The organism is Mesorhizobium sp. B2-5-3 (assembly GCF_006441005.1).
In the GTDB taxonomy this organism is placed as follows: domain Bacteria; phylum Pseudomonadota; class Alphaproteobacteria; order Rhizobiales; family Rhizobiaceae; genus Mesorhizobium.
Map to the genome: position 1 here is coordinate 54,480 of NZ_VFUS01000017.1, position 19,744 is coordinate 74,223.

General features: G+C 63.1%; 20 protein-coding genes. 18 read left to right on the plus strand and 2 right to left on the minus strand.

Annotated elements, in window-relative coordinates; all coding sequences use genetic code 11:
- Positions 1-133: 133 nt before the first annotated feature.
- Complete coding sequence (locus FJ867_RS26895) at positions 134-832, plus strand: response regulator (protein ID WP_224681846.1); 699 nt, start codon at positions 134-136, stop codon at positions 830-832.
- A 40-nt stretch (positions 833-872) separates the two neighbouring features.
- Here FJ867_RS26895 and FJ867_RS26900 read toward each other — a convergent pair whose 3' ends face one another.
- Positions 873-1,145 carry a hypothetical protein gene (locus FJ867_RS26900; RefSeq protein ID WP_140497420.1) on the minus strand — a complete coding sequence of 91 codons (273 nt, stop codon included), beginning with the start codon at positions 1,143-1,145 and terminating at the stop codon, positions 873-875.
- A 216-nt stretch (positions 1,146-1,361) separates the two neighbouring features.
- Between FJ867_RS26900 and FJ867_RS26905 the strand changes: the two genes are divergently transcribed.
- The 9 genes from FJ867_RS26905 (at position 1,362) to FJ867_RS26945 (ending at position 10,631) form a co-directional block, all read left to right on the plus strand.
- The gene (locus tag FJ867_RS26905) at positions 1,362-2,468 is read left to right on the plus strand and encodes an SDR family NAD(P)-dependent oxidoreductase (RefSeq protein ID WP_140763656.1); all 1,107 of its coding nucleotides are present in this window, start codon (positions 1,362-1,364) and stop codon (positions 2,466-2,468) included.
- Positions 2,465-3,544 carry an NAD-dependent epimerase/dehydratase family protein gene (locus FJ867_RS26910; RefSeq protein ID WP_140819029.1) on the plus strand — a complete coding sequence of 360 codons (1,080 nt, stop codon included), beginning with the start codon at positions 2,465-2,467 and terminating at the stop codon, positions 3,542-3,544. The genes FJ867_RS26905 and FJ867_RS26910 overlap by 4 nt, the downstream gene beginning before the upstream one ends.
- Positions 3,541-4,833, plus strand: coding sequence for a TIGR04295 family B12-binding domain-containing radical SAM protein (locus tag FJ867_RS26915; protein ID WP_140497414.1), 1,293 nt, complete (start codon positions 3,541-3,543; stop codon positions 4,831-4,833). Before FJ867_RS26910 ends, FJ867_RS26915 begins: the two co-directional genes overlap by 4 nt.
- Entirely contained in the window at positions 4,818-5,918 is a 1,101-nt protein-coding gene (locus tag FJ867_RS26920; protein WP_140673593.1) for a glycosyltransferase family 4 protein, read from the plus strand. Before FJ867_RS26915 ends, FJ867_RS26920 begins: the two co-directional genes overlap by 16 nt.
- Positions 5,919-5,920: 2 nt before the next feature.
- Positions 5,921-7,051: a glycosyltransferase gene (locus FJ867_RS26925; protein ID WP_140819031.1), complete on the plus strand. Its 1,131-nt coding sequence runs from the start codon at positions 5,921-5,923 to the stop codon at positions 7,049-7,051.
- A complete protein-coding gene (locus FJ867_RS26930; protein WP_140819033.1) occupies positions 7,048-8,139 on the plus strand; it encodes a glycosyltransferase in 1,092 nt (363 codons plus the stop codon). The genes FJ867_RS26925 and FJ867_RS26930 overlap by 4 nt, the downstream gene beginning before the upstream one ends.
- Positions 8,139-9,242 (plus strand): glycosyltransferase, encoded by a 1,104-nt coding sequence (locus FJ867_RS26935; protein WP_140497406.1) that lies wholly within the window; start codon positions 8,139-8,141, stop codon positions 9,240-9,242. Before FJ867_RS26930 ends, FJ867_RS26935 begins: the two co-directional genes overlap by 1 nt.
- Before the next feature lie 23 nt (positions 9,243-9,265).
- Entirely contained in the window at positions 9,266-10,306 is a 1,041-nt protein-coding gene (locus FJ867_RS26940; RefSeq protein ID WP_140515204.1) for a UDP-glucuronic acid decarboxylase family protein, read from the plus strand.
- Positions 10,307-10,445: 139 nt separating this feature from the next.
- A complete protein-coding gene (locus FJ867_RS26945; RefSeq protein WP_140497402.1) occupies positions 10,446-10,631 on the plus strand; it encodes a hypothetical protein in 186 nt (61 codons plus the stop codon).
- A 3-nt stretch (positions 10,632-10,634) separates the two neighbouring features.
- Here the strand turns inward: FJ867_RS26945 and FJ867_RS26950 are convergent, their stop codons facing one another.
- On the minus strand, positions 10,635-12,389 hold the full coding sequence (locus FJ867_RS26950; protein WP_140819035.1) for a hypothetical protein: 1,755 nt from the start codon (positions 12,387-12,389) through the stop codon (positions 10,635-10,637).
- Positions 12,390-12,541: 152 nt separating this feature from the next.
- Here FJ867_RS26950 and FJ867_RS26955 point away from each other — a divergent pair, with 152 nt between their 5' ends.
- Genes FJ867_RS26955 through FJ867_RS26990 form a run of 8 tightly spaced genes read left to right on the plus strand, consistent with a single transcriptional unit; the run spans position 12,542 to position 19,738 of the window.
- On the plus strand, positions 12,542-13,645 hold the full coding sequence (locus FJ867_RS26955) for an inositol-3-phosphate synthase (protein ID WP_140515202.1): 1,104 nt from the start codon (positions 12,542-12,544) through the stop codon (positions 13,643-13,645).
- On the plus strand, positions 13,642-14,238 hold the full coding sequence (locus FJ867_RS26960; RefSeq protein WP_140819037.1) for a histidine phosphatase family protein: 597 nt from the start codon (positions 13,642-13,644) through the stop codon (positions 14,236-14,238). The genes FJ867_RS26955 and FJ867_RS26960 overlap by 4 nt, the downstream gene beginning before the upstream one ends.
- A gap of 14 nt (positions 14,239-14,252) precedes the next feature.
- Entirely contained in the window at positions 14,253-15,353 is a 1,101-nt protein-coding gene (locus FJ867_RS26965; RefSeq protein ID WP_140819039.1) for a glycosyltransferase, read from the plus strand.
- Positions 15,353-16,150: a sugar phosphate nucleotidyltransferase gene (locus FJ867_RS26970; RefSeq protein WP_140497394.1), complete on the plus strand. Its 798-nt coding sequence runs from the start codon at positions 15,353-15,355 to the stop codon at positions 16,148-16,150. The genes FJ867_RS26965 and FJ867_RS26970 overlap by 1 nt, the downstream gene beginning before the upstream one ends.
- Before the next feature lie 2 nt (positions 16,151-16,152).
- Positions 16,153-16,914: a TIGR04290 family methyltransferase gene (locus FJ867_RS26975; protein WP_140819041.1), complete on the plus strand. Its 762-nt coding sequence runs from the start codon at positions 16,153-16,155 to the stop codon at positions 16,912-16,914.
- Entirely contained in the window at positions 16,907-17,833 is a 927-nt protein-coding gene (locus FJ867_RS26980; RefSeq protein WP_140497390.1) for a beta-xylosidase, read from the plus strand. The genes FJ867_RS26975 and FJ867_RS26980 overlap by 8 nt, the downstream gene beginning before the upstream one ends.
- Before the next feature lie 7 nt (positions 17,834-17,840).
- Positions 17,841-18,677, plus strand: a complete 837-nt coding sequence (locus tag FJ867_RS26985) for a PIG-L family deacetylase (RefSeq protein ID WP_140655441.1) — start codon at positions 17,841-17,843, stop codon at positions 18,675-18,677.
- The gene (locus FJ867_RS26990; RefSeq protein WP_140623804.1) at positions 18,674-19,738 is read left to right on the plus strand and encodes a glycosyltransferase family 4 protein; all 1,065 of its coding nucleotides are present in this window, start codon (positions 18,674-18,676) and stop codon (positions 19,736-19,738) included. The genes FJ867_RS26985 and FJ867_RS26990 overlap by 4 nt, the downstream gene beginning before the upstream one ends.
- Positions 19,739-19,744 lie beyond the last annotated feature (6 nt).

A 19,744-nucleotide genomic window follows, 5' to 3' on the forward strand; every position in this document is an offset into this window, starting at 1 on the left:
ACAGCAGGTAAGCATAGGCGCGGCGGAGATACGGAACAAGTCGCGACGGATGGCGTTGAATTTGGAGTTCACGTGTTCAATGACCAAACGTCCATTCTGAAACAAAGCTCCCGACGCACATGGAGTCAGCGGCGTGGAATTGCTCGACGATTTCGGCCGGGCTCGTGCCGAAACGCCAGCAGGCTCGGCCAGGGAGATTGTTTCCACGAGATACTGGTCGAGAAAGGATGACGAGGTGCGCGATCTGCAAGGGGTGCATCTTCTGATCGTCGAAGACGAATGGATGGTAGCCGGAGATCTCGCCCGTTATTTCAGCAATATGGGTGCGATCATTCTGGGACCGGCAGCGACGGTCGAACAAGCATCATTGCACACTGAATCGGCCGAGGCTGCCATCCTCGACGTCAACCTCAACGGGCGACGCGTCTTTCCGATCGCGGACGAACTGATGCGCCGCGGCGTGCCGTTCGTGTTTTTCAGCGGTGACAGCGATATCGCCATTCCCGAACATCTCCGGCATGCCAGCAACCTGCGAAAATCCTCGGGCAGCGGGGCTGTATTCAATGCTCTTTTCCCGCCGCAAAGCCCGGCTGCGGCGAGCGGCTTTGTGCCAAGTTCGCCGGACGACGTGTTTTCGCTCCTGCCCAAACTCAGGCTTGCGGCACGTCTGTTGCTGGGGGATGTGGAAGCCTCCGACCGGCTTGTCGAAAGGACGCTTGAGCGAGCGATCCGTGACATCGACCAAAGGCGGATCGGCCAGTCCACCGAAGACTGGCTTAACGCCATCATGCGCGATTTGGCAAAGTCCAGCGGCGCAAGGCTTCTGAACTGAGCCGAACCAGGTTTCCGATTGATCGCCGGCCGGGCCTCGGTCAGCCCTTTTGGTCACGCTCGACGAACTTGTTGAAACGGCTGGTCTGCCCGCCGCCGGTGTTGGCCTGGTAAAGAAAAGCCAGACGGTTCTCATCGAATATCCGAAAGAACTCATCCCATTCGACTGGTTCGAATGCCTCCTCGGGCTCGCCGAAATCGATCCGCAGGATGCCGCCCTCGCCCTTGGTTCGCACCACTGCCGGCCGGCCGTTCCGCTCCTCGGCCCATTTGCGAATCTCTTCGTGATTGGTGGTCGTCTGCGATTGCGACATCGAAATCTCCTTTGGACCTGCTCTCTCGCCGCGCACGCACCGCGGCAACTGTTGAGCGTCCTAACAGCACACGGCAGGCAATGTTCCAGCACCCGTCGCGCGGTGCGATGCGCCTGCTGTCGAATGAAACCGCCAGGAGAACTTTGTTGATGCCCAGGGAACAAAGCTTTTGCCGAGAAGTTGGGGACGCCGAGGTCACCAGTCCGAGGAGTTGTCGTGAAACGTATACTGGTCACAGGGGGCTGTGGTTTCATTGGTCGCCACGTCGCACAAGAATTCGCCGATCACGGTTATTCGGTTTGCATCCTAGATGCATTGCTGGATCAGGTGCATGCAGGCGAAGCGGTCAACCTTCCCGCTGGAGCCGAACTGATCAAGGGCGACGTGCGCGATCGCGAAGCCGTCACCAAGGCGCTGAACGGCGTCGACGGGGTGGTTCACCTGGCTGCGGAAGTCGGCGTCGGCCAATCCATGTACGAGATCGCCCGCTACGTCGGCGCCAACGATCTCGGCACTGCAACACTGCTCGAGGTGTTGATCAAGCACCCGGTCGAGCGGATCGTCGTCGCGTCCTCGATGAGCGTCTACGGCGAAGGTCTGTACGCCACGCCCGACGGCCGGCGCATCGGCAACGCCCGGCGCAAGGCCAACGATCTCAAAGGCGGACAGTGGAATCCCTTGTCTGCGGACGGCGAACCTCTCTCGCCGTTGCCGACAGACGAAGAAAAGCCGATCGATCTCGCCTCCATCTATGCATTGACGAAATATGCCCAGGAACGCGCCGTGCTGATCTTCGGCGAAGCCTATGGCGTCGATGCGGTGGCGCTGCGCCTGTTCAACGTTTTCGGCGCCGGACAGGCGCTTTCAAACCCCTATACCGGCGTGCTGGCCAACTTCGCCTCGCGTCTGGCCAACGGCAAGCGGCCGATGATCTTCGAAGATGGCCAGCAGAAGCGCGATTTCGTTCATGTACGTGACGTCGCCCGCGCCTTTCGCCTGGCACTGGAGCAACGCCAGGCAAAAGGCCACGTCATCAACATCGGAAGCGGCCGGGCTTATGCGATCCGCGATGTCGCGCGCCTGCTGGCCGAGGCCATGGGAACGCCGGACCGCTCACCCGAGCTGCTCGGCAAAGCGCGTTCCGGCGACATTCGCAACTGCTTCGCCGATATTTCCAAGGCGCGTGAATTGCTCGGTTTCGAGCCGGGGCGGCAATTGGAGAATTCGCTCGGCGACTTTGTTTCCTGGGTGCGCAACACGATTGCCATCGATCGGGGCGCCGACATGAAACGCGAGCTCGAAGAACGCGGGCTGGTGTCATGAAGCCGGGTAGGCGCAACCGTCGCGAAGCACCTGTCGCCATCGTCGGCGGCAGCGGCTTCATCGGGTCCAATCTTGCCGACAGCCTGTTGTCGGACGGCGAGCCGGTGCTGGTGATCGACAATCTCAGTCGCGCTGGTGTCGAACAGAACCTTGAATGGTTGTCGCACAAGCATGGAAGCCGCCTCACCGTGGAAACCGTCGATGTGCGCGACGCCAACGCCTTGGCTTCGGCCCTCACTGGGTCGAAAGCCATATTCCACCTGGCCGCGCAGACCGCCGTTACCACCAGCCTGGTTCGGCCGGGCGAGGATTTCGACATTAACCTTAGAGGAACTTTCAACGTCCTGGAGGCGGCGCGACAGAGCGGCGAACGGACCCCGGTGATCTTCGCCAGCACCAACAAGGTGTACGGCAGCCTCCCCGACATTGCGGTTCGGCCGGAGGGCGAGCGCTATGTGCCCTGCGACCCTGCGATCCGCACCGAGGGCATCGGCGAGGGCCGCAGCCTGGACTTTTGCACGCCCTATGGCTGCTCCAAAGGCGCGGCCGACCAGTACGTGCTCGACTACGCCAAGTCCTATGGCTTGCCGACGGCGGTCCTGCGGATGAGCTGCATCTACGGCCCGCGCCAGTTCGGAACGGAGGACCAGGGCTGGGTTGCGCACTTCCTGCTTTGCGCGCTTTCGGGGCGGCCGATAACCATTTACGGCGACGGCAGGCAGGTGCGCGACATCCTGCACGTCTCCGATGCAGTTGCAGCCTACAGGGCCGTGCTCGACCGGATCGAGACGATCACGGGCCAGGCGTTCAATCTCGGCGGCGGACCGAAAAATGCGCTCAGCCTGCGCATGCTGTTGAGCGAGATCGGCAGCCTGACGGATCGAGCACTGTCGATCCGCTATGAGGCAGAGCGGACGGGCGACCAGCCCTTCTTCGTCGCCGATACGAGAAAGATGCAAACCACGCTTGGCTGGACGGCGCATGTTTCGTGGCGAGAAGGCATCCGCGACCTCGCCGAATGGTTGCAGCGTCACCGGCTCGAACTCCACGCCGAAGCCGAGAGGTACGTCGCATGAAAATCGCGTTGGTCAACCCATTCTGGACCTACGACGACAGCATCTATTTCGGCTGCCGCCAACCGCATCTACCCCTGGAACTCGGCTACTCGAAAGCCTTGCTCGAACGGGCTGGCCATGAGGTGCTGATGCTGGACGGACAGCTTCAGAAGCTTGACAATTCCAGCCTTTCCGAACGGGTGGCCGAGTTCGCGCCGGCAATGACGGTCGTCACCACCGCGCCGACCTATCTGTTCTGGCGCTGCGCGCCGCCGGAATTGCGCGTGCCGGCCGATTTTCTCAACCGCCTTGCCGGGCGGGGCGGGCGCACCGTCGCGGTCGGGCCGCATGGCTCGGCGACACCGGCGCCAACGCTGCGCAAGCTCGGCGTCGACATCATCGTGCGCGGCGAATGCGAGGAGGTCGTGGCCGACCTTGCACGGCGCGATGATTGGAGTGCGGTGTCGTCAACCGCCTACTTTAGCGAAGCAAGGCTGATCTCGAACGGCGGCGTCCACGCCAGTTCGTTCATCGACCATCCGCCGCTCGAATGGCCATCGGACTGGATCGCCGCGCACGCGCACCACCATCACAGGTTCGACGACCACCAGGTGGGGTTCGGCGCGGAAGTCGAGGCGTCGCGCGGCTGCCCTTACAATTGCAGCTTCTGCGCCAAGATGGATTTCCGCGATGCCTATCGCCGCCGAAATCACGAGGCGGTCGTGACGGAAATAGACCGGCTGATCGCCCAAGGTGTCGGCTATATCTACTTCATCGACGAGATTTTCCTGCCGCAGAAAGCCTTGCTGGAGGCACTGGTCGACCGTGACGTGAAATTCGGCGTACAGACCCGCATCGACCTGTGGAAGCCCGAACTGCTGGAATTGCTTGGCGCGGCCGGTTGCGTGTCAATCGAAGCGGGCCTCGAAAGCCTGACAGTGGAGGGCCGGGCCATGCTGGCCAAGCGCTGCCGCCTGGGCACGGAGGAACTCGCCGCGCTGCTCGTCGATGCAAGACGCCATGTTCCGTTCGTCCAGGCCAATCTGATCGGCGTGGTCGAAGATGACCCTGCCCTGGTCGACTACTGGCGAAACCACCTGATCGACAACGGGGTATGGGCCAATGAGCCGGTACCGCTCTATCCCTACCCGAGTTCGCCCAGCTATCGCGAGCTTTGGGGCGAGCCCGATGACATCGCGTGGGAGCGCGCGCATGAACACTATCTCGCCTCGTTCCAAAAATTCAGTGACATCCAGGAGAAGCGCCCGCGTCCGCTGGCGGAACTGGAGGCGACATGTTGCGGACACTGACCCCGCGTTCGCGGCGCATCCTGATGACGGTCGATGCCGTGGGCGGCGTGTGGCGGTACGCGCTTGATCTGGCGCGGGAATTCGTGGACGGCGGGGACAGCGTTTTGCTCGCCGGTCTCGGTCCGGAACCATCCACGCGACAGGCCGAAGAAGCACGGTCCTTGGCGACACTGACCTGGCTGAACACGCCGCCGGATTGGATGACCCGCAATGCCAGCGACCTCGATGCGTTGCCGGGGGAGCTGCATGCGCCCATTCGTGACCACGCCATCGACCTCGTTCATCTCAATGCGCCGACGCAGGCAGTGGGGCTCGATGCGCCCTGCCCTGTCGTGGTGGTCTCGCATTCCTGCGTGGTCACATGGTTCCATGCCGTCAAGGGACAGGCGGTGGACAGTGCATGGGACTGGCAGAAGCAGCGCAACAGGCGCGGCTTCGACAGGGCCGACGCCGTCATCGCGCCGAGCCACAGCCACGCCGGCATGCTCGAAACCTGCTATGGACAAATCGCGCGTCTCAATGTCGTCGCCAACGGCGCCCGCCCGGTTGCGAAAGCCGAAAAACGTCAACCGCTCGTCTTCGCCGCCGCCCGCTGGTGGGACGAAGCCAAGAACGCCACGGTGATCGACCAGGCCGCGTCGATAACGCAATGGCCCGTCTTTGCAGCCGGTTCCACGCTAGGTCCGGACGGCCAGCACGCCGGCTTCAGCCATGCCGTCGCTCTCGGAGCGCTACCGCATGACGAGATGCGCTCCCTGATGGCACGCGCCGGAATCTTCGTGTCGCCATCGCTCTACGAGCCGTTCGGCCTGGCGACGCTGGAAGCGGCCATGTCGGCGACGCCGCTGGTTCTATCCGACATCGCCACCTACCGCGAGTTATGGGACGGGGCCGCGCTATTCTACGACGCGCGCGATCCGCATGATCTCGCCACCTGCATCAACCGTCTCTCCGCGGATGCGCAGCACAGGCGGGAGCTCGGACGGGCAGCCCTGCGCCGGAGCCGCAGGTTTTCGTTGGCGAGGCAGGCAGCGGCCATGCGCGACGTCTACGACAAAGCGGCCCTAGCGATGGCGGAGCGCTGATCATGCGCTTTCTGTTTTATACCCATTCGGTCGTTTCCGACTGGAACCACGGCAACGCACATTTCCTGCGCGGCGTCATGCGGGAGCTGGTCGCGCGCCAGCATCAGGCGATCGCGCTGGAGCCGGCGGACGGCTGGAGCCGCTCGAATCTGCTGGCCGAGAAGGGCTCCTTCGCCATCGAGCGCTTCAGGAATGATTTCCCCGAGCTGATGCCGGTGACCTACGATGCCGGCTTTGACCACGAGGCCTGGATCGCCGATGCGGACGTGGTGGTCGTCCATGAATGGACCGAGCCGGACCTCGTCGCGCGCATTGGTCGCGCCAGGGCCAGCGGCGGCAATTTCATCCTCCTGTTTCACGACACCCACCACCGCGCCGTGTCGGCGACCGAGGCGATCTCGGCGCTCCAGCTGGAGCATTACGACGGCGTTCTCGCCTTTGGCGAAGCGTTGCGCGAGAGCTACCTGCGCGCCGGGTGGGGCAAACGCGTCTTCACCTGGCACGAGGCGGCTGACGACCGCCTGTTCAGACCGCATCCTGAGATCCGCCCGACCTCCGATCTGATCTGGATTGGAAACTGGGGCGACGACGAGCGTACCGCGGAGCTCAAGGAATTTCTGATCGAGCCGGTGCACGAACTCGGCCTCGATGCCACCGTTCATGGCGTGCGCTACCCCAGGCAGGCGCTCGCCGATCTCGCAGCCGCCGGCGTGCGCCATGAAGGCTGGATCGCCAATGCCGACGTGCCGAAGGCGTTCGCAGCGCATCGTGTCACGGTGCATGTTCCGCGCCGCCCCTATCGGGAAGGCCTGCCCGGCATTCCGACCATCCGCGTGTTCGAGGCGCTCGCCTGCGGCATTCCGCTGATTTCGGCCCCGTGGTCCGACACCGAGCAACTGTTCAGGCCAGGCGTCGATTTCCTGTTCGCGGACAATGGCTCCCAGATGCGGCGACACCTCCGGGCCGTACTCGGCGACGCGGATTTCGCTGCCTCCCTGGCGGCGTCTGGTCTCGAGACCATCCGCCTGCGGCACACATGCCGGCACCGCGTGGACGAGTTGTTCGGCGTGCTCGCCGAATGCGGACCTCAACACATCACCAATCCGACCGCCGCAAAGGAAGCTGCTGAATGAAGATCGCTTTTTATGGATCGAGCCTGTTGTCGTCCTACTGGAACGGCGCCGCTACCTATTACCGTGGGTTGCTCAAGGCGCTTTCCCAACTCGGCTACGAAATCACCTTCTATGAACCTGACGTCTATGACCGCCGGAACAACCGCGACATCGAGGCGCCGGAGTGGTGCGCCGTCGTCGTGTACGAGGCGACCCGGCACGCGCTGATGCAGGTGGCGGCGCACGCCGCCGAGGCGGATATCGTCGTCAAGGCGAGCGGCGTCGGTTTCGAGGATGAGGCGCTGCTGCGCGCCGTGCTCGATCACGCGCGTCGTGACGCGCTCGTGGTGTTCTGGGACGTGGACGCTCCGGCGACGCTCGGCCAATTGCGCGATGAACCGGACCATCCGCTGCATGCCGCGCTGCGGCAAATCGATCTTGTGTTGACCTATGGCGGCGGCGACCCCGTGGTCTGGGCCTATCGCGCCATGGGAGCGAAGGAATGCGTGCCGATCTACAATGCGCTCGATCCTGAAACGCATCATCCAGTCGCCAGTCAGGCGCGTTTTGCTTGCGACCTCGCTTTCCTCGGAAACCGGCTGCCGGACCGTGAGGCGCGCGTCGAGGCGTTTTTTCTCGATCCGGCCAGCCGTTTGCAGGAGCAGCGTTTCCTGCTTGGCGGATCGGGCTGGGGCGACAAGCCGCTTCCCGCCAATGTCAGTTGGCTCGGCCACGTCGGCACCCGCGACCACAACGCCTTCAACGTCACCCCGAAGGCCGTGTTGAACATCAGCCGCGACAGCATGGCCGCAAACGGCTTTTCGCCCGCCACCCGGGTTTTCGAGGCGGCGGGCGCCGGTGCCTGCCTCATCACGGATGCGTGGCTGGGCGTCGAACTGTTCCTGAAACCCGGCGAGGAGATCCTGGTCGCGCGCGACGGCGGCGATGTCGCCGAAATCATGCGCACCTTGACCCCCAATCGGGCAAAGGCGATCGGCGCGTCCGCGCTGCGCCGCGTCCGCGGTGAACATACCTACGCCATGAGAGCGGCCGTGACCGATACGGTCTTGAGGCAGCACTTCGAGCGCGGGACCGTGGAGGCGGCGTAATGACCAAGCGGCTCAACATCGTCTTTCTCGGCCTGTCCCTCTCCTCGTCCTGGGGAAACGGCCACGCCACGACATTTCGAGGCCTGCTGAAAGGCCTGCATGAACTCGGTCACCGCGTGACCTTCCTGGAGCGCAACGTGCCGTGGTATGCCAATCACCGCGACTTGCGCGATCCCGATTTCTGCACTCTGCGCTACTACGAAACGACGCAGGAGTTGCAACAGGACTGGGCACGATGCCTGCAACAGGCCGATGTCGTGGTCGTCGGGTCCTTCGTTCCGGAGGGGCGCGCGGTCATCGACATTGCCGTGGCGCTCTGCAAAGGGGCGCTCTGCTTTTATGACATCGACACGCCGGTGACCCTGGCAAAGCTTTCGACGGATGAATGCGACTATCTTAGTCGGCGGCAGATTCCGTATTTCGATGTCTATTTCTCCTTCACCGGCGGGCCGACGCTTGGCCGACTGGCGCAGGATTTCGGTGCGCGCCGTGCCGAACCGCTCTACTGTTCGGTCGATCCGCAACGGCATCACCGAACCGCCGACCCAGTCGGCTGGGACCTCGGTTATCTCGGCACCTACAGCACCGACCGGCAGGCAACGCTCAACGCGCTGTTGCTCGAGCCCGCACGGCGCATGCCGGAGCGCCGTTTCGTCGTCGCCGGCTCGCAATATCCGTCCGACATCGTCTGGCCTGAGAATGTCGAACGCATCGAACATTTGCCGCCGGCCGACCATGCCGCATTCTATAGCCGCCAGCGCTACACGCTGAACGTCACGCGCAGATCGATGATCGCCGCCGGATGGTCGCCCAGCGTACGGCTTTTCGAGGCTGCCGCTTGCGGCACGCCGATTATCAGCGATCGCTGGCCGGGTCTCGACAGCTTCTTTCCTGCTTCGGCGATCCGCACGGCCGACAAGGCGGATGACATCGTCGATATCCTGCTCAGGGAATCCGAGCGCGCCCGGCTCGCCATGGCCGGCCGGGCGCGCGAACTCGTGCTGGCAGCACATACCGGTGCGGCCAGGGCCCGCGAATTCGTGTCGCTGCTGACACGACCGAGAGCGGCGATGATCGATCTCGATATCGGAACCGCAGCATGACTGAAAGACAGGAGAAAACAGCGATGCGGCAAACAAGAAAAGCGCGAAGGGCGAAGACAGTGCTTGTCGCCGGCGGCGCGGGTTTCCTCGGCTCGCATCTTTGCGAAACGTTGTTCCGCAACGGCTGGCGTGTGATCTGCGTCGACAATTTCCTTACCGGCCGCATGGACAACATCGTCTCGATCATGGACCAGCCGCGCTTCCGGCTGATCGAGCAGGATATCTGCCGGCCGCTGAACCTCGGCGAGCCGGTCGATCGCGTTTTCAACCTGGCATGCGCTGCTTCGCCGCCGCGCTACCAGGCCGATCCGATACACACGACACGCACCTGCGTCATCGGAACGCTCAACCTGCTCGAACTCGCCGCTCGCAACAATGCGCGATTCCTGCAGGCGTCGACAAGCGAAGTTTATGGCGACCCGGAACAACATCCGCAACGGGAAGACTATGTTGGCCATGTAAACTTCACCGGCCCGCGTGCCTGCTACGACGAAGGCAAGCGCACCGCCGAAACGCTTTGCTTCGATTATTTGAGAGCGGCAAAAGCCGATATTCGCGTGGCTCGCATCTTCAATACCTACGGTCCCAGGATGGACCCCGCCGACGGCCGCATCGTCTCGAACCTGATCATGCAGGCGCTTGAGAAGCGCTCGATGACGATATTCGGCGATGGGTTGCAGACAAGGTCCTTCTGCTACGTCTCCGATCTGATCGACGGTATGATACGCCTGATGGATCTCGATCCCAATCCCGGAAAACCCGTCAACCTGGGCAATCCCGGAGAATTCACCATCATGCGACTGGCATCCATGGTGAGAGACATGACCGGAACCAAGTCGGATCTGAAATTCCTGCCCTTGCCGCAAGACGATCCCCGCCGCAGGCAGCCCGACATCTCGCGTGCAAAGGCGCTGCTCGGCTGGACGCCGAAAGTGCCCCTCAGGCAAGGGCTGATGCAGACGATCGGATACTTCTCCAATCTCGAAACCAGCGAGATCGACGGCCGGATGACAGCTATTGCGACAAACGCAAGATCGGGCAGGTTGCAGGACCTTCCGGCCTGAAGCCAGGCCGCCGCAGCCACGTGCTCCGGCATGACCGCGCAAGCACGCTTATGCCTCCTGCCGCACTTTTGCGGATTGCGCGGAACATCCTGGCAAGCTCGGGGTTTGACGATGAGACCCCGCTATGGAGAACGGACCTGTGCAACCCAAACGATCCGCAAAGGATATCGAGCAGATTGCGGAAAGAGAGACGGCTGCCTTTCTGCGACGGGCCTCCATCACCTATCTCGAGTGCTGCGTCAGCCTGATGATGACGCATCTGCAGCGCGAGGAAGTGGCCACCATTCTCGAACGCGAAGCGGACATGCTGCGAAGACTGGACTGATCGTCACGGCCCGGACCTCTCCAGGAACCGTAGCAGCCCTTTCTTGTACCGCGTTGCCGCAGCTACCAGCCTCGGCTTCTCCGGGCCATGCTCGGATCGGGCAGCAACGTTCCAGAGTCCCAATTGAAACGCCAGGTAGCAAGGTTCGAGATAGTCAATGAGGCCGGTATCGATATTGAGCCGCTCCCCGGCTTCCATGCGGTGGACCAACGTCGCTAGCTCGCTGTCGGAAAATCCATGTTCGACGCGAGCGCCGGCAATGTCCCATTCTATGGGCTGGCAGCCGATCAAATCATGCCCGCGGCAGTGATCGACGGCATCCGTCTTGATCAACATCCCGTCGGCAGAAACGAGAAACTCCCACGGGTGAAGCCTTCCGTCGATCTCGACCCGTGGCAGCGCTTGCGCAGGGGCACGCTTCGAGAACCAGTTCCGCAGCTCCGCCGCGCGCCGCTCACCCAGGGCTTCGGCGCCATTGTGGACGGCCATCTCAGCGAGTTCCGGCAATCCAGCACCCAGTTCCGGAGTTCTGAGATTGGCCGCACGCCAAGCGAGATAGCGTGCGAGCTCCGCGACAAGCCTGTCTCTGGACAGGCTTGCCTGATCCATTGTCTTTCCCTCGATCCACCGTTCAACCAGAAAACCGTGGCAAAGCCCGACGATCTGCGGTCCGAAGCCGGCTTCGTGCAGCATCTCCGCGGTTTGCATCTTGCGCTGCCCGGTTTGACCGAGGCCGGCAAATTTGACGAGCCACCGATCGCGTCCCGCGGACGCCAGGAATTTTCGCCGCTCGATGCCGCGTTGACTCGGCGGCCAGAGCCTCTCCTCGGCGTAGTGGAGGTTTCGCCACTCTCCAGCGGATATTTCGGTCAGGGCCAATTGCGGGCTGCCGGCAGCCTCCGCCACCCAATCGCGTAGCGTCGGCATTTGCGCGCCGCCCGGGAAGGTGCGTTCGAAGGCCCGCGCCACATGTTTTCGGCAACCCGACCATGTCTCACGAACCTCCTTAGAGGCTTCGGCACCCGGGCCGCCGGAATGGCTCGGGAACAGGTGAATGCGATCCCTATCGATGCCCAGCCGCCGCAGCCATGCGACGACGGCGTGCATTGAACTGCCCGACAGGCCGGGGCCCTCGTCGACGACAGCGAAGCAAGCCGACGGCTTGCCCCTCCAGGCGCCGATCAATTCCGGATCGGCGTTGACATACCTGCGGAAAGGATGGCCGATCGGGCGCACGCTGATGGGTGCCGGCGCGTCGATCGCCGCGGCGACCAAGGCGGCAAGCCCGAGGCCAATGCTGCGGATGCCGATGACGCATGTATTCGAGTCGAGGCCTGATGCCCGCCCCGCGCCGAGATAGCTTTCAGGATAGAGCGCATAATGGGCGTATCCCTCGGCCGCGCCGGTAAGAACCTCGCCCCGGCAGTCGAGCGCGGCCAGCATATGCCTCAGCATGGGATCGACGGCGCCGGTCACTGTGAAGCCGCTTCGCCAGGACCTCGCCACTTCCGCCGCAAGGCCGACCAGCAGCTTGGCACCTTGCCGCTGCCTCGGCGAAGGGGTGTCCCCGCCGCGGGCCTCGAACTCGACATCGGCCAGTGCCTGGACCAGTTCCGAGACCTTGACGAACAACCCTACCAGCGCAGCGTGGCGTTGAATGCCGCAGGGCCTGCAATCGAGGCTTTCAGCCATTTCGCTTGCAGCCTCGCGAAGCTGTCGCGCGTCTTCCGTTCGTTTGTGGTCGCCGTAGACGATCATCCACCGATTCCAAGCTCGCCGTGCGCCAACGCGGCATGCGCGGCTTTGATCCATCCTGCCGCGCGCAATTTTTCCACATGCCAAGGAACATTCCGGCAAGCTGACGGTTCGGGCCCAGGAACTTACCTTGGACAGCACAGGACGGCAGTTTCGTGGGATCGAAGAAAGTTCGTGTCGGTATCGTCGGTGTAGGCAATTGCGCATCCTCCCTGGTGCAAGGCCTTTCCTATTACCGAGACGCAAAAGGCAACGAGCCGATCCCCGGGCTGATGCACGCCGATCTCGGCGGGTACCACGTCGATGACATCGAGGTCGTCTGTGCGTTCGACGTCGCCAAGGGCAAGGTCGGGTGCGACGTGGCCGAAGCGATCTACAGCGCCCCGAACAACACGTTCCGTTTTGCCGATGCGGTTGCAACCGGGGTTCGCGTGGAGCGTGGCCCCACGTTGGACGGCATCGGCAAATATCTGCGCACGGAAATCGAGGAAGCGCCGGAGCCGGTTGCCAATGTCAGCGAAATCCTGCGGAACAGCGGTGCCGATGTGCTCGTCTCGTACCTGCCGGTGGGGTCGGAGGAAGCGACGCGCTTTTATGCCGAATGCGCCCTCGAGGCCGGCTGCGCCTTCGTCAACTGCATACCGGTTTTCATCGCGTCACGGCCCGAATGGCGCCTGCGTTTCGAGGAACGCGGGCTGCCGCTGGTCGGCGACGATATCAAGAGCCAGGTCGGCGCGACAATCGTGCATCGGTTGCTGGCCAATCTCTTCCGCGAGCGCGGCGTCCGCATCGACCGCACTTATCAGTTGAACTTCGGCGGCAACACCGATTTCCTCAACATGCTGGAACGCGAGCGGCTGGAATCGAAGAAGATCTCGAAGACGCAGTCCGTGACCAGCCAGTTCGATGTTCCCCTGGAGCCGGGCAACATTCATGTCGGCCCCAGTGACCATGTGCCATGGCTCACCGATCGCAAATGGGCCTACATCCGGGTTGAAGGCACGACCTTCGGTGGAGTGCCGCTCAACGCCGAACTCAAGCTGGAAGTCTGGGATTCGCCCAATTCGGCCGGCGTGGTCATCGACGCCGTGCGCTGCGCCAAGCTGGCGCTTGACCGCGGCATCGCCGGCGCGCTGACCGGTCCGTGCAGCTATTTCATGAAGTCTCCGCCTGAGCAGTTCACCGATGCCGAAGCTCGGCAGCGCACGCTCGCATTCATCACAGGCAGGGACGAGCCTATGCTCGATGCCGCGGAATGACGACGACCTTCTTCCTGATCCGGCACGCGGCACACGACAATGTCGGCTCCTATCTGGCCGGACGGATGGGCGGAGTTCGCCTTGGCGAATCCGGCAGGGCTCAGGCGGCGCATCTTGGCCGCCGCATGGCCCGCGAGCCGATTGCCGCTATCTGGTGCAGCCCACGCGAGCGCACGCAGGAAACCGCCAAGCCGATCGCGACTGCCTGTAATGTCGGCGAAATCGCGATCTGCGCCGAACTCGACGAGATCGACTTCGGCATCTGGTCGGGAAAGACGTTCGAGGAGCTGAACGGCGATGCCGGCTGGCAGGCGTGGAACAGCCGGCGGCAGGAAGCAAGCACCCCAAGCGGCGAAACCATGCTGGATGTCCAACAGCGTATCGTCTCGCTGATGGATCAGGCTCGCGAGCGGCATCAGAATCAATGCGTCGCGCTGATCAGCCATGCCGACGTGATCAAGGCAGCCATCTGCCATGTGCTTGGTCTGCCCGTCGGCGACAGTTTTCGCTTCGATATCGACCCCGCCTCAATCACGACGATCGTGTTCGGAGACTGGGGAGCAAAGCTCATCCGTCTGAACGAACTTGCCTGACGAGGACTTGCCGGATGCAGATGGTCATTTTCGGTCTCACCGTCACGTCTTCATGGGGAAACGGCCACGCCACCCTGTGGCGTGGCCTGATCCGCGCGCTGGCCCGGCACGGCTGGTCCATCACCTTTTTCGAGCGCAACACCCCCTACTATGCCGGTGCGCGGGACCTCGATCAACTGGATGGCGGCAATATCGTGCTCTACCCCGACTGGGAGGACATCCGGAGGGTCGCGGAGCAGACGATCAAGCAATCCGACGTCGTCATCATTACCTCCTACTGTCCCGACGCCGTGGACGCTTCGCGCCTGGCGCAGCAGGCATGCCGCGGGCTGCGCGTCTTTTACGACTTGGACACTCCGGTCACTCTGGCGCGCCTCGATCAAGGTGAACGCCCACCCTATTTCGGGCCCGAGGGCCTTGCCGATTTCGATCTCGTCCTGAGTTACACGGGCGGCTCGGCAATCGATGCACTCAAGTCGGTCCTCGGTGCACGCCACGTGGTGCCGCTCTATGGCCATGTCGATCCCGACCAACACCGGCCGGCAGTACCTAGGCCGGAATTTGCGGGCGATCTGTCCTATCTCGGGACCTATGCGGCAGATCGCCAGGCCGGCGTCGAGAAACTGCTGGTCCGTCCGGCCGCACTCCTGCCTGACCACCGCTTCATCATCGGCGGTGCACAATATCCACAGGAATTCCCGTGGAGCGACAACATCTTCTTCGTCAGGCATCTTCCGCCGGCAGATCATCCAGCCTTCTTTTCGTCGTCCCGCCTGACGCTGAATGTGACGCGCGAGGCGATGGCGCAAAAGGGGTGGTGCCCTTCGGGCCGGCTGTTCGAAGCAGCGGCATGCGGCGTACCGATCGTCACCGACACCTGGCCGGGCCTCAGCAGTTTCTTCGAACCCGGTAGCGAGATCCTGCTGGCGTGCGACACAGACGACGTGATCGCGGCGCTCAAACTGCCATCGCAAGAGCTCGATGCAATTCGAAGCCGTGCGCGTGAACGGGTTCTGGACGAACACACATCCACGCGGCGCGCGGCGGAACTGGATCGCATCCTGAACGAAGCCTTGCAGAGGTCGGCCGGCGAACCGATGAAGGAAGCAGTCTGATGTTGGGCATCGTGCCCGCTGCCGGACGCGGCAGCCGCATTCAACCGCTCGGCTTCTCGAAAGAGCTGCTGCCGGTCGGGAGCCGGATCGATGGACAGACAGAGCGCCCATGTGCCGTAAGCGAGTACCTAGTGCGGCGGATGGTGCGCGCCGGCGTCGACAAGGTCTGTTTCATCATCGGATCGGGTAAATCCGACATTCTCGAATACTATGCCGCGGGCTACGGAGCGGCGACCGCTCTGTTCGTGGTACAACCCAACCCCGTTGGCCTTTGCGACGCCATCTTCCGGGCAGCACCCCTCGTCGCACCGGACGAGACGGTGTTGATCGGGCTTCCCGATACGATCTGGTTTCCCGAAGACGGCTTCTGCCGTCTGCCGGACGACCGGCTGTCATTCCTGCTCTTCCCGGTGGATCGGCCGGAATTCTTCGATGCCGTGGTTCTCGACGAGGAGGGCCGGGTGCGGGAAATCCAGGTCAAGCGGCAGGACGCGGCGACGAACTGGATATGGGGCGCGTTCAAGATGCCGGGCCATGTCCTGCACCAGCTCGCGGCACTCTGGCGCGAGCGGGATTGCTATGACGAATATATCGGCACGTTGATCAACGCCTACCTGACGGCGGGCGGTCAGGCGTATGGGGTGAAGGCAGGGGCCGCCTACGTCGATGTCGGCACTTTCAACGGTTATCGCGCGGCCCTTCGGCTGCTCGACGACGATGCTGCGTCCAAACAGCACCGGCCCACGATGATCGCGCCTACGGCACATTCGCATGCCGTTCCGGGCGAAGGAGCTTAGCCATGCTGCATTCCCATGCTGAAATCCAACGCCGTATCGATGCCCTCGGCCCATGGTTCCACAACATGGACTTGGCCGGCGTCGAAACTGCTCCGGATCATTTTCTCGGTAACTACCCGCTGGTCAAATGGCGCAAGTTCGCCGATGCCATTCCAGCCGACCTGTCTGGCAAGTCCGTGCTCGATATCGGCTGCAATGCCGGTTTCTATTCCATCGAAATGAAACGGCGCGGCGCCGGTCGCGTCCTCGGCATCGATTTCGACGAGGCCTATCTGGCACAGGCGCGCTTTGCCGCCGAGATCGCGGACTGCGACATCGAGTTCCAGAAGCTTTCGGTTTATGACGTCGGCGCCCTGCGCGAGACATTCGACATCGTGCTGTTCATGGGGGTTCTTTACCACCTGCGCCATCCCCTGCTCGCGCTCGACCTGATCCGCGGGCATGTCGCCGGCGACCTGATGATCTTCCAGTCCATGCAACGCGGCAGCGCCGATCTGCCTGCGCTTGAGCAGAATTATCATTTCTGGACGCACGACCTGTTCGAGCGGCCGGAATTTCCGAAACTGCATTTCATCGAACATCGATATGCCGACGATCCGACCAATTGGTGGATTCCCAACCGCGCCTGCACCGAAGCGATGTTGCGCAGCGCCGGCTTCGAGATTTTTTTGCACCCCGAGCAGGAGGTTTATTTTTGCCGTTCCGCCGGCGATCCGGCCGGCGGCGGCGCCGTCTACCCGTCGAAAGGACAGATCCATGATTGAAGCCGCGATGATCTGGAACGAGCCCAACAACAAATCGCATTGGGATCCCGAGCTCGACCCCGATTGGAGCCGCTTCGCCGCCATGGCAATGTTGTCGGCGGATGCGATAGCGTCCGAGAACCCGGCCCTGACCAAGGTGCTCGGCGGCATCTCTCCGATCGACCCCGGCTTCGTCACGCGCATGAAGGAACTCAGATTGCTGGACCACGTCGATGCCGTCGCGGTGCATGGCTTTCCGCTCGACTGGAACCTGTGGCAGATCCAGGAATGGCCACAGAAGATCGGTGAGATCGCGGCCGTCACCGATCTCCCGATCTGGGTCAGCGAAGTTGGCGTATCGACCTTCGGCGCCGACGAGATCCAGGTCTGGGGCCTCAGGCGCACCGCTGAATTGCTGCTCGGCAACGCTCCGCGCATCCAGTGGTACAGCCTTTATGATCTCCCGCGCGAATGGGAAGCAACAACGCGCCATCGCGAAGCGGAAGGCTCCTCCTACTATCGTCACTTCCATATGGGGCTGCTGCGCCAGGACGGCACGCCAAAACCGGCACTGGAGGAATTCCTGCGCCATACGCCCGAGATGGGGCTGGTGCAGTGGTTTCATTTCGAGGACCCGCGGCTGGACGACGCCGTCGCCTGGATGAAGCGGCTCGGGGTCACCAATATGCGGACCGGACTTTCCTGGGCCGACAGTTTCAGGCCGAATGCATTGAACTGGTTCGACCGACAGATGGAAGCGCTCGCCGATTTCGACGTGACCGTCACCTTCTGCTTCACGCCAGAGCATCGCGGGATGATGCCTCACCACACCAGTCCGCCGCTGGTGCCGGAGGAATTCGCCGAATTCTGTGCAACCATGATCCGCCGCTACGCGCCCGGCGTGGCTTCCACGTCGAAGCGGCGAGCCTCGGCAGCGTGAGGCTCCCATGCATCAACCGTCGGCAACCCTGGGCGAATTCGCGGCCCTGTTGACGGGCAGTGACGCAGCACATGGCTCCGCGATCATGGTCGTCGTCGCGCATCCGGACGACGAGACGATCGGCATCGGCGGGCATCTTGCCGGACTGCGGTCATGCCGCATCGTCCATGTCACGGACGGAGCACCACGCGATCTTGCCGACGCGCAAGCGCATGGTTTCGAGACATGGCAGGACTATGCCGATGCCCGCCGTGCGGAACTGACGGAAGCCTTGGCCGCGGCCGGCATATCGCCATCGGGCCTGACCGCTCTTGGCTATCCCGACAAGGAGGCTGCGGCGAATCTCGTGGCGCTCGCGCAGGAACTCGCCTGCCTTGTTTGCGAACCCGACATCCGCTTCGTCTGCACACATCCTTTCGAGGGAGGCCATCCCGACCACGACGCGACCGCTTTCGCCGTTCACGCGGCCTGCCATCTTCTGCGCCGTGACCGCCGGCCCGTGCCCACCGTCATCGAAATGGCCTTTTATTCGGCTGGCCCGGACGGCCCGGTATTTCAGGATTTCGCCAGCGGCACCGGCAGTGATTGCATAGAGGTCTGCCTGACCGAAGCGGCCTTTCAGCAAAAGCAGCGCATGCTGGCCAGCCACCTGACGCAGCAGCGGACGCTGGCGCCGTTCTCGACCCGCACCGAGCGTTTCCGGCTGGCGCCGACCTATGATTTCCTGAAGCTGCCCAACGATGGCAGGCTCTACTATGAATCGCTGCCGCTGGGCTTCGAGCCCGGCACCTGGCTGCATGCAAGCGCCCGTGCTCACGAGGCGCTCCGGCTCGACCGGCCATGACGCTCACAGTGCTCAATGTTGCCTATCCTCTCGCGCCGGTGGGACCGAACGCCGTTGGCGGCGCCGAGCAGGTGCTGTCAATGCTCGATCAGGCCCTGACCCGCGCCGGTCACCGATCCATCGTCATCGGCTGCCAGGGTTCCAGTGCAAGCGGCATTCTGGTGGAAACGCCCGCCGAAGCCGGCGTGCTCGACCAGTCAGCAAAAAACCGGGCACAGGAGTCCCATCGCGCCGCGATCGCCGCTGCCCGCGCCCAATGGCCGATCGACGTGGTTCACCTGCATGGCATCGACTTCGACGCCTACCTGCCTGCCGACGGTCCGACCCTGGTGACGCTTCACCTGCCGCTCGACTGGTACCCGGCCGGGGCGCTGCGCCCAGGGCGCGACGATCTCTGGCTTCACGCCGTCTCGTCAGCCCAGCAAAGAACCGCACCGCCGGACGCAAGCTTGGTTGCCCCGATCCCGAATGGTGTCGATATCGACGCGCTGAACCAGCCGCGGCCCAGGGGCGACTTCGCCGTCGTGCTCAGCCGCATCTGCCCGGAAAAGGGCATACACCTGGCATTGGATGCCGCCAGGCAGGCTGATGTGCCGCTGGTCATCGGCGGGCGGGTCTATCCTTACGAGACGCATACCCAGTACTTTCGCGATGAGGTCGAACCTCGCCTCGATCGTCGGCGCCGCTTCCTCGGTCCGCTCGGCTTCATCGCCAAGCGGCGCTTGCTCAATGCAGCACGCTGCCTGGTCGTTCCGAGCCTCGCCGCCGAGACCAGTTCGCTGGTCGCGATGGAAGCACTCGCCTGCGGCACACCGGTGATCGCCTTTCCAAATGGTGCGCTTCCCGAAGTGGTCGAGCACGGCAAGACCGGCTTTATCGTCAACAATGTCGACGAGATGGCGCAAGCAATTGTCGCGGCACCCAGCCTTGATGCCGAGACGTGCCGAAGCGAGGCGCGCCGGCGGTTTTCGCTCGAGCGCATGGTCTCGTCCTACATGAGCGCCTATCTGGCGCTGGCCCGGCTCGGCGCCGACCGCAGGCGTCTCGCCGCGGTGCGGTGAAAGAGC